Raw genomic sequence first — 12,507 nt, 5'->3', positions numbered from 1 at the left:
CCAGATTATGCGGTCGGTGCCGAGTGCCGCATCGCGACGCCGTCGAGCAGCAGTCCGACACCGGCGGTGAGCAGTTCGTCGAAGGAGAGGTCGGGTCCGTGCGGCTCGGCGGCGAACATCCGGTGTAGCACCGGGCGGACGCGCGGGTCGAGGAGTTCGGCGAGTTCGGCGCGCACCGGGTCGGCGAACGCGGTCGCCCCGGCGCCGATCCGGTCGCCGCGATCGGTGCTCCACATCAGGGCCAGACCCTGGACCAGGCCGGAGTAGGCGAGGTAGATCGTGAGCATCTCGGCGCTGGTCAGATCGAGGTCGTCGAGTGCGGTGAAGCCGCGTTCCAGGGAGTCGAGCAGTGCCGGGCCCAGCGGCGGGCGGGTGCGGGCGAGCACGGTGAGCACCCACGGGTGCCGTCGGTAGAGCCGCCACTCCGCGTCGGCCTCGGCCGCCACGGCCGCGCGCCAGTCCGGGGCGGGCGCGGGTTCGGGTGCACGGGCGAGGGCCAGTTCCGTCATCGCCGCCAGCAGGGCCTCGCGGTCGGGGAAATGCCGGTACAGCGCGGCGGTCGCGACGCCGAGCTCACCGGCGAGGCGGCGCATGGTGAGTCCGTCGAGCCCGTCCCGGTCGGCGAGCGCGATCGCGGTGGTGGCGATGTGCACCGGGGACAGCCGGGTCGGCTGGGCGCGGCGCACCGGCGGGCGCCGGTCCCGGCGCGCCCGATAGGCCCGGCCCTGGCACGACCGCGAGCAATAGCGGCGCACGCGGCCGCGGTCGGCCTGTTCCACCTCGCGTCCACACTGCGCGCACAGCGTTGATTTCCGCACACCAACCAGTGTGACGAAATCTTCGTAACCCTGCTGTCGCGCTCCTAGATTGGCGGCTGAGCACGCTGTTCACGACGAAGGAGAGACTGATGAACATCCACGTCAGACAGGCCGAGCCCGGCGAACTCGCCACCGTCGCCGACGCCTTCGTCGCGGCGAGTCTGGACGAGGTGGTCTCGGCGTGGATCCGGGCGGGCGACCCGGAGATCGAGCAGGCCTACCGCAGTACGTTCGGACCGCAGTTCGTCGCCAAGGCCATGGCCGAGGACGAGGTGTGGGTCGCGGGCGCCGGCGAGGACATCTGGGCGGTGTCGCTGTGGCAGACCGTCACCTCCGCCGAGCGGCTCGCCGCCGAAGCCGACGAGGCGCAGGCCTTGCTGGAGGCGGCGCCCGGGGTCGTGTCGTTCCAGCGGATGGCGGCGGTCTCGAGCCTGGTCGCCGCCGCGCATCCCCGGGAATTCCCGCACCGCTACCTGCACGTCATCGTCACCGTGCCGGAGCACCGGGGCAAAGGCGCGGGCGGCGCGATCCTGGCCGACCGCCTCGCCGCGTTCGCCGAGGCGGGCGAAACGGCGTTCCTGGAGGCCAGCACGATCCGGTCGTCGCGTCTCTACGCCCGCCACGGCTTCGCGCACGAGGGCGACCCGATCCAGCTGCCCGACGGCGGCCCGACCCTGCTGCCGATGTGGCACCGTGGCTGACTCGCGTGGTCGCGCGCCGTGGCTGACCCGCGCTGTCTCGCGCCGTGGCCGACTCGCGCCAGCTCGCGCGGAGGCTGACCCGCGCCGTGCCGCACGGCGGCTGCCCCGTCCCGCGTTTGCGCCGATCTCCGTGGCGGATCGCCGCCGGGAGGGAGGGCACGAGGCAACGCGGTCGTCCAGCTGCGGAGGGCAAACACCGGTTACCCCGGATCACGCGGGCGGATTCGCGGTGTGACGCATGCGGCAATCAGGTGGTGAATACTGGCAAACACTGGACAACACTGGAACCACTGCCTACGCTCACGCTCGTGACGGACACGGCCGAGGAGCTGGAGGCGCGCATCGCCGACCTCCGTGGCGAGGTGCGCCGCGCCGCCGCGTCCGGTGATCGCGCCACCGCCCGTCAGCTGCGCGCGGAACTGCGCAAGGCCGAATCCGCCTGGGACGCGGTCGTCCTGGGCTCCATCCCGGAACCCGCCGCCGCGCCGGAGCGGGCCGACGCGCCCGCCGTGCCGGTGCGCGAGCACGTGCACCGCGCGCTGACGCTGCTCTCGGTGCCGTCCTCGCCCAAACTCGTCCTCGCCGTGCACGAGGCGTTCTTTTCCGGCGAACTGCTGCCCGCCCGGCTGACCAGCCTGCGCCGCGACGAGGAACGCTCGTTCCGCTCGGCGCCGTACGCGCGTCCGTACTACGTCTGCGCGGCGCTCACGACGGATCTGCTGGCGCCGGCGCGCGGGCTGATGGCCGTCAGTTCGTGGCCGCTGGAAGGCCGGATGGTGGGGCCGCTGAGCCCCCGCGTCGACCTGTTGACCTCGGCGATCCGCCTGGCCGACCATCTGTCGGCGCAGCCTGCCGCGACCACGGCGGGTCAGCGCGTACTGTGGCGGCTCGCCGTGTCGATACCGGGTGTGTCGGGAGCACCGGACACACTGGACCCGGCGGAGGTGATCGAGGCCGCGCGGCGCGAGCTGGCGGTGCACGCGGACGAGGACGCGCGGCAACGACTCTCGGCCGCGCGCCGGGCGGCCGACCAGCTCGCCGATCCGGCCGCACAACTATTCGGTGTTCGGCTCGGGGTGGCCGACCGGCGACGAATCGAGGTGAAATGAGCACTCTCGCAGCACAGCTGGACCAATTGCGCGGCGCGGCGCCCGCGACCAGGCACAACGCCCGCACTATCGCCGCGCTCACGGCCAATCCCGGGTGCGCCCGGCGCGCCCTGCTCGACGCGGCCGCCGTCGACAAGACCGTGATCGCCCAATCGCTCGGTTTCCCACCGCAGTTCGGTCAGTCCCAGTTCGCCATCACCCGCGGCAATGCCTTCGAATCGATGGTGAAGGCCAACGGCTGCGCCGAACTGCTGGCCCTGCTGCGCGACAAGCTCGGCCTCACCATCCCCGAGGTCGCCTACCACGATCTGAACTCCGTCGGCGAGAACACCGGCAACGCCGTGCGGTATCAGCGCACCAGGCAGCTGCTGAAGTCGACGATCGCCGCCGGCGACGGCACCCTGTTCGACCACCCGATGCTGCGCCTCGACATCGCGGGCGCCACCGCCTATCTGGAGCCCGACGTGGTCGCCGTGCAGCTCGACGGCAAGTTCCACGTCGTGGAGATCAAGGCGTTCCCGGTGATCGACGGGCAGGCCGACCCGGCCCAGGTCGCGGCGGCCGCGCGCCAGTCCGCGGTGTACGTGATCGCGTTGCGCGAGTTGATGACCGAGATCGGCGAGTCACCGGAGCTGGTCTCGCACAACACGATCCTGGTGTGCGCGAAGGACTTCACCAACCGGCCCACCGCCGCCCTGGTCGACCTGCGCAAGCAGCTCGCGGTCGTCTCCCGGCAGCTGACCCGGCTCACCGCCATCCCCGACCTGCTCGAGCTGCTGCCGCCCGAGGCCACCTTCGCGCCGGGGGAGGACCTGGAGAAGACGATCGCGGCCATCCCCGCCCGCTACGCGCCCGAGTGCATGTCGAGCTGCGAGCTCGCCTTCGCCTGCCGCGACGAGGCCAGGACCTGCGGTTCGGTCGACGCTCTCGGCCGCGGCGTGTGCGACGAGGTCGGCGGCATCGAGAACCTGCACACCGTCCTCGGCCTGGCCGACGGGACGCTGCAACCGGGACCCGAGCACGCCGACATCACCGCCATGCTGCGCACCGCGCACCGGTTGCGGCTGGAGATCGCGGGATGAGTGTGCTGTCGGCCCTCGCCAAGGCCGAGGCGGTCCGCGCGGGCCGGGCGCAGCCCACCGCGGCGGTGCGGCACCTGCATCTGGCCGAGCGGCCACTGGTGGCGGTGCCGCTGCGGCTGGCCGGTGAGGCGGCGGCGCCGCTGGCGATCATGATCGGCACCGCGCGCGGCGACCAGAACGTGCTGATCGTGCCGCAGCCGCGTGACCGGGTGCTGCGGCTGCGGTTCATCGAGCAGCTGGCCGATGTGGTGCTGCCCTACTTGTCGTCGTTCCTGGCCGAGAGTGAGGAGCTCACCAGCAAGGCGGGCGAGACCTACACCCGCTGCCTCGACGCGCCCCAGATCTGGACGCCGAACGAGGGCGGGGTGAACTTCCTGAAGCTGCTGGGCCGCTCGGTCCGTTTCCACCGCACCGACGGCGACAACCCGGTGCCGGTGTCGATTCCGCTGCTGGGCCGCTGGCTGACCTGGTTCGGCGACCGCGCCGAACACCCCGGGTCGGCGGTGCTACCCGCGATGACCTCGTCGCTCTCGGCGCACTGGGCCACCGGCCAATCCGCCCTGGAGGACGGCAATCTCGCTGCCCTGCTCGGCTGGATCGATCCGCCGCCGGGCCGTACCGGCGCTGAGGCCGCGGCCATCGCCGAGGACCCGTTGCAGTCCCCACCCGCGGGCCCGGCCACCGATCCCGGCTTCGACAACGAGGAACTCGCGCCGCTGATCGCCGCCTACAACGCCGCCACGGACGAGAACGCGCGCGCCGTCGCCGCCGAACGGCTCGAGCGCTCGCTGCGCGGTCAGCTCGAACCCACCTGGCAGTTGATGTGGCGGGCACTCGACCTGCTGCGCGCGCTGCCGCCGGGCGCCAGCGTGGCGAACCGGTGGACCGACGATCGCGGCGCCTTCTCGTATTTCGCGGCGGAGGTGGCCGAGGGCACCCCGCAGGCCCGGCGCGATCCGGCCGTGCGCGCGGTGCGCAGGCTGCTCGAACGCGAGCGGGCGCTGGAGGCGTTGCAGGCCCAGTGCGCCTTCGACGATCCGCTGCGCATGCTCGAGCACCGGGTCACCGGGGCGGCGTTCCGCGGCACCGTCGTGCACAGTGAACCCGATCGCGTCGACCGCTCGGGCGCGCGCCCGAAACTGCGCCCGCACATCCACATCCGCACCACCGATCCGTTCCTCGCGGTCGTCGGCGAGGAACTCACGTGCGTGGAGCGGCCGAAGCAGAGCGGGGTCGTCGTCGAGATCGACGATGACGGCATGGTGCTCGAACTCTCGGGCGGGATGGGCCGCAAGCTCGTCGCCGAACCAGGCTCGGTGCCCACCGACGGTGAGGCCCTCGGGTTCGCACGGTTCTCGCCGACGCCGTTCAACGGTCAGCTGAATCTGCCCGCCCGCGAGGACACCCCGTGGACGCACGGCGGTCCGCCGCCGGAATGGGCGCCGCCCACCGACGACGAAGGGGAGGAGCTGCAATGACCACACCGGACGAGGCCGTCGCGAACATTCTCACCGACCTGCGCGACGCGAGCCATCGCGCCATCGTCGTCGACTCGCCGCCCGGCGCGGGCAAATCCACGCTGGTCGTGCGCGCCGCCCGCCAGCTCGCCGAGGACGACGATCAGCGGATGATCGTGGCCCAGACCAACGAGCAGGTCGACGACCTCATCGACCGCCTCGCCGGGGCCGATCCGGCGATGCGCATCGGCCGCCTCTCCAGCACCGCGTACGTGACCAGCGAGCGGGTCGACCAGCACGCGAACGTCCGCGTCGCGACCAAACCCGCCGACCTGGCCGATCGCACGATCGTCATCGGGACCGCCGCCAAGTGGGCCACCATCACCGACGGCAGCTGGTCGCACGCGATCATCGACGAGGCGTACCAGATGCGCTCGGACATGTTGTTGCGCATCGCGAACCGGTTCGATCGCGGGCTGTTCGTCGGCGATCCCGGGCAGCTCGATCCGTTCGCCACCGTCGAGACCGCGCGCTGGGCGGGGCTCACCTGGGACCCGACGATGAGCGCGGTGAGCGTGATGCTGGCCAACAACGACAACATCCCGATCCACCGGCTGCCGGTGTCGTGGCGGCTGCCCGCCACCGCGGCGCCGGTCGTCTCGCGGGCCTTCTACCCGTTCACCGGCTTCGAGTCCGGCACCGGATTCGGCGACCGCAGCATGGATTTCACGACGCGCGGCCTCGGCGGACCGATCGACGCGGTGCTCGAGGAAGCGGCCGCGACGGGCTGGGGCTGGTACGAACTGCCCGCCCGGCACACCCTGCGCACCGATCGCGAGGCCGTGCACGCCCTGGCCGCGATCGCCGCCCGGCTGATCGAGCGCGGCGCCACCGCGCATTCGGAATCCGGCAGCCACCCGGTCACCACCGATCGTGTCGCCATCGGCACCGCCCACCGCGATCAGGCCGACGCCGTGCGCACCGCCCTGCGCGGCACCGCCGCCGAGCCGGTCACCGTCGACACCGCCAACCGGCTCCAGGGCCGCGAATACGACGTCACCCTGGTGCTGCACCCGCTCTCGGGCCGCCGCGACGCGAGCGCCTTCCACCTCGAGGCGGGTCGTCTGTGCGTGCTCGCCTCGCGGCACCGCCACGCCTGCATCCTGGTCGGCCGCGCCGGCATCCCCGAACTCCTCGACGCCCACCCCTCGGCCGAACCGGTCCACCTCGGCGTGCCAGTGAAGTTCCCCGACGGCTGGGAGGCGAACCAGTCCGTGCTGAGCCACCTGACCCGGCATCGGGTGCGGGCGGGAACACTGAACTAGCGCCGTCGCGCCAGCCACCGCGTGGTCTCCGCCGACCGGGCGCCGGAGATCACGATGAGCGGAAGGACCACGATGAATCCCGCGGCGGCGAGCCAATCCGTCTCCCCGGTCACCAGCGCGAACCCCGCGACACCCACCGCGGCCAGCAACAGCCACAACGATCCCGCGCAGACCAGGACCCGGCCCGCTCGTCTGCGCAACATCAGCGCGACGCCGCCGACGATCGACAGTGCGGCAGGGGGAACGGTCGCTACCACCGCCGTCAGCGACAGCCGGAAGTCCTCGGCGTAGGTCATCGCCGACCCGACGTAGGAGGTGTCGGTCGGCTGCATCCTCATCAGGTGCCCGAACATCGACAGGCCGATGAATCCGAAGATCAGTCCCATCACGAGGCTGATCACGGCCACGGCTTTCGCGCTGCCCCCGGATACCTCGGCCGCGGGCGCCGATCGCGGTGTGCGCGAACCGCCTGCCGCCGCCGACCGGTCCGACGGCGCAGGGAAGATGTTGTACAGCAGCGCATCCCGTGCAGCGGCGGCGAACTCCCCACAACCGCCGAAGCGCTCCGCTCGCCGCTTGGCCATCGCCCGCGCGAGCACGGCGTCGAGCGCCGGCGCCAGCCCGGCCCGCGCGGTGCTCAACCGCGGCACCGGCGCGGACAGGTGACCGGCGATCACCTGGGCCGGATTGGTGGCCGGAAACGGTGGCTGCCCCGCCAGCAGCGCGTACAGCGTGCAGGCGAGCGAGTACTGATCGGACCGGTGATCGACCACTTCACCCGCCAGCTGTTCGGGGGAGGCGTAGGCCAGGGTGGCGGTGAACGTGCCCGTGACGGTCAGCTTGGTGCCGGAGTCGACGAGCCGGGCGATGCCGAAATCGGTGAGCACGGCGCGGGAATCAGCGGTGCCGGGCGCCGCCACCAGGATGTTGGCCGGCTTCACGTCGCGATGCAGCACCCCCTGGCCGTGCGCGTAGTCCAGCGCCGTGGCCGTCTCGGCGATGTATCGCAGGACCAGGTCCGGCGGGGTGTTCGGGTCGAGCCGGGTGGCGTCGACGCCCTCGATCAACGGCATCGAGATCCACAGCCGCCCGTGGTCGGTGCCCCGGTCGAAGATGCCGACGATCCCGGGGTGTTCGAGCCCGGCGACGATGGCGGCTTCCTGGTCGAAGCGACCGCGCACTTCGGGATCGGCCGATACCGCCGGATCGAGGACCTTCAACGCCACGCTGCGTGGCAGCCGGGGATGCCGGGCGCGATAGACCGTTCCCATGCCACCGCGCCCGAGCACGCTCTCGATGCGGTATCCGGCGAATGTCTCGTCGACGGCTGTCACCGATCCCCCTTGTTCGCACCGTGTCGTGACCACGCAGCATAGGCGTCCTCGCGCCGCGCGCTGGGATCACGTGACAGTTCACCCTGGGTAAGCTGCGAGTTTGCTTGACGGGGAGGGATTTTCGGGGTCCGCGCAAACCGCGCGCGGGTGGGGACGGTCGGTTAGTCTCTGCGCGAAGACAAGCGTGCCGGGTCGTCTGTTTCGCGGGTGCGGGCACGCAGCGGAGCGCCGGGGGCGGCTCCGGGAGCGGAAAGTTTCGGTGTGAAGAACTGGCGTAGCTCGTTGTTCGGGAAGTCGTGGTCGGGCGGGCGCGGCGTTCGCGGCCGGGTGAGCGTACGGATCCGGCTCCTGTCCATCGTGCTGATCTCCAGCGTGATCCTGCTGGTTACCGGTGGTGGCGCGGCGGTCTACCTGGTGGACTCGGCGCGCGAATCCACCGAATGGGCCGAGCTGGCCGGCAGCACCACCGGGCCCGCGATCCTGATGGTGTCGGCGTTCCAGGAGGAACGCAGGCTGTCGCTGCTGCGGCTGGCCGGTGACCCGCCGTCCACGCCCGCCCTGGTCACCGCCCGCCAGCGGTCCGACGAGGCGCTCGCCGCGGTGATGGCCAAGGGTGACGCCGCGCGCGAGCTCAATCCGGACGGATCGGCGGAGGACATCGAGGGCTACAACAAGCTCTTCGCCATGGTGCCGACGGTGCGCTCCGGCGTCGACGCGCTCCAGATCCCGCCGGATCAGGTGTTCACCTTCTTCTCCCAGGTGATCGGCACCATCGTCGCCGCGTCCGTGCTGGCGGCCCGGGTGGCGCCGGACGCGAAGATCGGCATCGAACTGGGCTACGGCGTCGAGCAGTTGCGGGCCGCCGAGGCGCTCTCGCAGGCCGACACCCTCGGCTCGGTGGCGTTGACCAACGGCCGGATGTCGGCCGCCGAGCTGACCGACTTCGGTCGCCGGGTCGGCGAGTTCCGCGGCGAGGTGGCCTATTCGGCCACGGTGCTGAAAGGCACCCGGCTCGCGCAGCTCGGCGCGATCACCGCGAGCACGGACTGGCAGCAGGTCACCGCGATGCAGGACGCGCTGGTGACGCGCGGTCCCGTGAGTAACGATCGCGGCGACGCGGCACTGCCGCTGAGCCTGGCGGGCTGGCAGGACGCCACCCGGCACGTGAACCTCGCCCTGCAGCAGCTGTGGGAGGACCAGAGCGGCGACGCCCACGTCATCGCCCGCCAGCAGGGCGAGACCGACACCCGCAACGCGCTGGTCGGCGGGGCGCTGGTCGCGCTGCTCGCGGTGGGCGCCTTCCTGGTGGCGCTCGTCCTGGCCAATCGGTTCATCGGCCGCATGCGGCGGCTGCGCCACGACACCCTGGAACTGGCCGACGAGCGGATGCCCGACCTCATGCGCAGGCTCGCGGCGGGCGAGCAGGTCGAGGCGCGCGCGGAGACCTCCCGGCTCGACTTCGGCTCCGACGAACTCGGCCAGGTCGCGGCCGCGTTCAACCGGGCGCACCTGGCCGCGGTGTCGGCGGCGATCGCCGAAGCCCAGACCAGGGCGGGCATCAATACCGTGTTCCTCAATATCGCCCACCGCAGCCAGGTGGTCGTGCACCGCCAGCTCGCCCTGCTCGACCGCGCCGAACGCGACGAGAGCAACGCCGATCAGCTCGAATTGCTGTTCCAGCTCGACCATCTCGCCACCCGCACCCGCCGCAACGCCGAGAACCTCATCATCCTCGGCGGCGAGCAGCCGGGCAGGCGCTGGCGCAATCCGGTCGCGCTGCTGGAGCTGGTCCGCGGCGCCATCGCGGAGAGCATGGACTACACCCGGATCCAGACCAAGCAGCTGCCCGAGGTGCGCATCGCAAGCCACGCGGTCGCCGACGTCATCCACCTGCTCGCCGAGCTGATGGACAACGCGACGGCGTTCTCGCCGCCGGAAGCGCACGTGGTGGTGTCCGGGGTCGTGGTCGGGCGCGGCATCGCGGTGGAGATCATCGACCAGGGTCTCGGCATGCCGGAAGCCGATCTCGCCGAGCGCAACGCGATGCTGGCCGACCCACCCGAATTCAGCGTGACGACACTGTCTGGCAGCTCCCGGCTCGGCCTGTTCGTCGTCGCGAAACTGGCAAGCAGGCACAACATCTCGGTGCGGCTCTCGGAATCGATCTACGGCGGGGTGCGCGCGATCGTGCTGATCCCCTCGGCGCTGGCCGAGGCCATCGACCAGTCCGCGCCGATCTCCGGCCAGTTCCCCGTCGTCACCCCGCGCGCATGAGCGACGAGCGCGAGCACTGGTACGAGGAGGACGCCGGTCCGATCGTGCGCCTCTACGCGGTGACCCGCGGACGTGGGCGAACCGAGCGCGACGAACTCGACCTGACGACCCTGCTGGTCGACGCGGGCGCCGGCACGCGACTGCGGCGCACCGAACCCGAGTACGCCGCGATCGTCGAGCTGTGCCGGACCCCGATGGCGGTGGCCGAGGTGTCGGCGCACCTGGGGCTGCCGCTGAACCTGGCCAAGGTGCTGATCACCGATCTGATCGAGGAGGGCAGGCTGATCGCGCGCGCCCCGCAGCACCGCGCGGTCGGCAATGCCGACCTCGGGGTGCTGCGGGCCGTCCTCGCGGGAATCCGCCGGGTCGACGGCTAGGTGAGCCTGGCCGCCAGCCGCTTGGCGTTCATGTAGCCGATCGCCTCGATGGTCACCATCGGGTTCACCCCCGGTGCGGTGGGGAAGCTGGACCCGTCGGCCACGACGATATTGTCCACGTCCCAGGTGACGCCGTCCGGGTTGGTCGCCGACAGCTCCGCGCTGCCGCCCATCCGGGCCGAGCCCATGATGTGCAGGGCGCCGAGCGAACACCGGCCGGGCCCGTAGCCCGCCTTCTTGCAGGCGGCGTCGAACTCCGCGAGCGAACCGCGCACGCCGGGCTCGAACGAGATGCCCGCCTGATGACCGGAGTAGATGCGTTGCGCCCCTGCGGCTTCCAGCACCGAGGCCGCGCCGACGATGCCGGTGTGCAGGTGGTTCGCGTCGTAGTCGGAGAGCCGGTACTTCACCACGGCCTCGCCGCTGCCGTCGATCGAGACGGTGCCGGGATCGCGGTCGCGGGTGATCACGCCGATCGAGTTGGTGCGCGCGAAGTCGAGCATGGTGGCGCGGTGCGCGGCCGCCCCGCGCCAGCTCATGAACCCGGTCGCCAGGCCGGGATGGATCGGTCCGGTCTCGTAGATGACGCCGTAGCCGTTGCCGTCGAGATCGGCGTGGTGCCTGCTGATCCGGGCCTGGAGAGCGCCCTCCCAGGGCCGGATCTCCTCCTCGAACACCCCGAACACCGCGGCGGCCGGATGCAGGCGCAGGTGCTTGCCGATGTTCTTGTTGCGCAGGCCCGACCGCTGCAACAGCGCCGGGGTCTGGATGGCGCCCGCCGCGACGACCACCGCGCGGGCCCGCACGGTGATCTCGACGCCGTCGGAGGTGCGGGCCGAGACCGATTCTGCCCGACCGGCTTTCACCGTGATCGTGCGGACGTCCGCGTCGACCACCAGGCGCGCGCCGTGCCCGGCGGCGTCGTGGAGCCAGGTCTTGGTGACCGACTGCTTGGCGCCGAGCCTGCACCCGTAGCCGCACCGCCCGCATTCGACCGCGGCGTCGCAGGCGTCGCCGACATTGCGCGGCAGGGTGTCGACGTCCCAGCCGAGCGCCTTGGCGCCGCGTTCGAGGATGCCGTCACGGGCCGAGAGCGGCGACCGGCCGCTGGTCACCCCGATCCGGCGCTGCACCGTGTCGAGCGCGTCGCCGAACTCGTCGTCGGCGAACTGCGGAACACCCGATTCGGCCCATTCCTTGCGGACGTTGTCGGGGGTGGGTAGCGAGGTGCTCCAGTTGACGACGGTGCCGCCGCCGAGACAGGACCCCGCCACCAGCGTGATCTGCCCCTCCGCCGAGGCGGGCGGGCCCGAGGCGTACAGGCTGGTCAGCGCGTCGAGCTCGCCGTCGCCGAAATCCTTGTCGTCGTAGTAGTTCCCGCGTTCCAGGACCACCACGTCGAGGCCGGCCTCGGCCAGCACCGCGGCCGCCGCGCCGCCGCCCGCGCCGGAACCGACCACCACGACATCGCAGTCGAGGGTGGTCGCTTCGGTGAATCGCTGGGGCGTGAGCGCGGGGGCCGGAGCGTCCGCCAGCGGTCCGGTCGGTGCCGGATAGCCGATCCGCTCCCACAGCGGGTTGACCCCGGTCGGGCCGGGAGTCACGTTGTAGGCCAGCAGCGACGCCTGCTTGAGCGCCTGGAACACCGCGCGCGCCGGGGCCAGCCCGGAATCGGCCAGCCGCAGCAGCGCGGCCTCCCTGCGCTCCTGCGACAGCGACGAGAACCGGCGGAAGCCACTCCCGGTCAGCAGGCCGAAGGCGCGGGAATCCCACAGCCCCAACAGCATTCCCAGCTGCTTCTGATCCGCTTCCCGCGGGTTGCGGCCCAGGATCCGGAAGATCGTGTCGACCGTGCCGAGCGCGGTCGCCGGTGGTAGTCCGAGCTCGTCGCCCGGGAGGAATGTGTCACAGATCAGGCCGAGCGCCGCGCGCTGTTCGGCTGTTGGTTCCATACGGAAACCACCCCTTCTCACTCTGGGGTGATTTGTATCACGGGTGTTGCGGGCGTGCTCGGTGTCAACGGGTTTCGG

10 protein-coding genes are annotated in these 12,507 nt (G+C 71.6%); 7 read left to right on the top strand and 3 right to left on the bottom strand.

The features are described 5' to 3' along the window. Positions 1–5: 5 nt before the first annotated feature. Entirely contained in the window at positions 6–818 is an 813-nt protein-coding gene (locus AB0L91_RS32850) for a TetR family transcriptional regulator (RefSeq protein ID WP_365016550.1), read from the bottom strand. Between the two features lie 89 nt (positions 819–907). Between AB0L91_RS32850 and AB0L91_RS32845 the strand changes: the two genes are divergently transcribed. The 5 genes from AB0L91_RS32845 (at position 908) to AB0L91_RS32825 (ending at position 6,492) form a co-directional block, all read left to right on the top strand. Next, positions 908–1,519: a GNAT family N-acetyltransferase gene (locus AB0L91_RS32845; protein ID WP_365016549.1), complete on the top strand. Its 612-nt coding sequence runs from the start codon at positions 908–910 to the stop codon at positions 1,517–1,519. 308 nt (positions 1,520–1,827) lie between these two features. Further along, complete coding sequence (locus tag AB0L91_RS32840) at positions 1,828–2,628, top strand: hypothetical protein (RefSeq protein WP_365016547.1); 801 nt, start codon at positions 1,828–1,830, stop codon at positions 2,626–2,628. Next, entirely contained in the window at positions 2,625–3,710 is a 1,086-nt protein-coding gene (locus tag AB0L91_RS32835; protein WP_365016546.1) for a hypothetical protein, read from the top strand. Before AB0L91_RS32840 ends, AB0L91_RS32835 begins: the two co-directional genes overlap by 4 nt. After that, positions 3,707–5,188: a hypothetical protein gene (locus AB0L91_RS32830; RefSeq protein WP_365016544.1), complete on the top strand. Its 1,482-nt coding sequence runs from the start codon at positions 3,707–3,709 to the stop codon at positions 5,186–5,188. Before AB0L91_RS32835 ends, AB0L91_RS32830 begins: the two co-directional genes overlap by 4 nt. Beyond that, a complete protein-coding gene (locus AB0L91_RS32825) occupies positions 5,185–6,492 on the top strand; it encodes an AAA domain-containing protein (RefSeq protein ID WP_365016543.1) in 1,308 nt (435 codons plus the stop codon). The genes AB0L91_RS32830 and AB0L91_RS32825 overlap by 4 nt, the downstream gene beginning before the upstream one ends. On the opposite strand, the gene AB0L91_RS32820 is transcribed toward AB0L91_RS32825, so the two are convergent. Next, a complete protein-coding gene (locus AB0L91_RS32820) occupies positions 6,489–7,826 on the bottom strand; it encodes a serine/threonine-protein kinase (RefSeq protein ID WP_365016541.1) in 1,338 nt (445 codons plus the stop codon). The genes AB0L91_RS32825 and AB0L91_RS32820 overlap by 4 nt on opposite strands. Before the next feature lie 261 nt (positions 7,827–8,087). On the opposite strand from AB0L91_RS32820, the gene AB0L91_RS32815 reads away from it, so the two are divergent. Then, positions 8,088–10,100: a nitrate- and nitrite sensing domain-containing protein gene (locus AB0L91_RS32815; RefSeq protein ID WP_365016539.1), complete on the top strand. Its 2,013-nt coding sequence runs from the start codon at positions 8,088–8,090 to the stop codon at positions 10,098–10,100. Beyond that, entirely contained in the window at positions 10,097–10,477 is a 381-nt protein-coding gene (locus tag AB0L91_RS32810) for a DUF742 domain-containing protein (protein ID WP_365016537.1), read from the top strand. Before AB0L91_RS32815 ends, AB0L91_RS32810 begins: the two co-directional genes overlap by 4 nt. Here AB0L91_RS32810 and AB0L91_RS32805 read toward each other — a convergent pair. Next, the gene (locus AB0L91_RS32805; RefSeq protein WP_365016535.1) at positions 10,474–12,429 is read right to left on the bottom strand and encodes a GMC family oxidoreductase N-terminal domain-containing protein; all 1,956 of its coding nucleotides are present in this window, start codon (positions 12,427–12,429) and stop codon (positions 10,474–10,476) included. The genes AB0L91_RS32810 and AB0L91_RS32805 overlap by 4 nt on opposite strands. Positions 12,430–12,507: the final 78 nt, after the last annotated feature.

Origin of the sequence: Nocardia sp. NPDC051833, assembly GCF_040681225.1 — a bacterium.
Taxonomy (GTDB): domain Bacteria; phylum Actinomycetota; class Actinomycetes; order Mycobacteriales; family Mycobacteriaceae; genus Nocardia.
The sequence above is the reverse complement of the archived record's forward strand: the minus strand, read 5'-3'. Positions and strand labels throughout refer to the sequence as shown.

What these genes read in the sequence shown, in the direction of transcription:
- AB0L91_RS32845 (WP_365016549.1), top strand. Translation starts at nt 908, where the DNA reads ATGAACATCCACGTCAGACAGGCCGAGCCCGGCGAACTCGCCACCGTC.
- AB0L91_RS32835 (WP_365016546.1), top strand. Translation starts at nt 2,625, where the DNA reads ATGAGCACTCTCGCAGCACAGCTGGACCAATTGCGCGGCGCGGCGCCC.
- AB0L91_RS32830 (WP_365016544.1), top strand. Translation starts at nt 3,707, where the DNA reads ATGAGTGTGCTGTCGGCCCTCGCCAAGGCCGAGGCGGTCCGCGCGGGC.
- AB0L91_RS32825 (WP_365016543.1), top strand. Translation starts at nt 5,185, where the DNA reads ATGACCACACCGGACGAGGCCGTCGCGAACATTCTCACCGACCTGCGC.
- AB0L91_RS32810 (WP_365016537.1), top strand. Translation starts at nt 10,097, where the DNA reads ATGAGCGACGAGCGCGAGCACTGGTACGAGGAGGACGCCGGTCCGATC.
- AB0L91_RS32805 (WP_365016535.1), bottom strand. Translation starts at nt 12,429, where the DNA reads ATGGAACCAACAGCCGAACAGCGCGCGGCGCTCGGCCTGATCTGTGAC.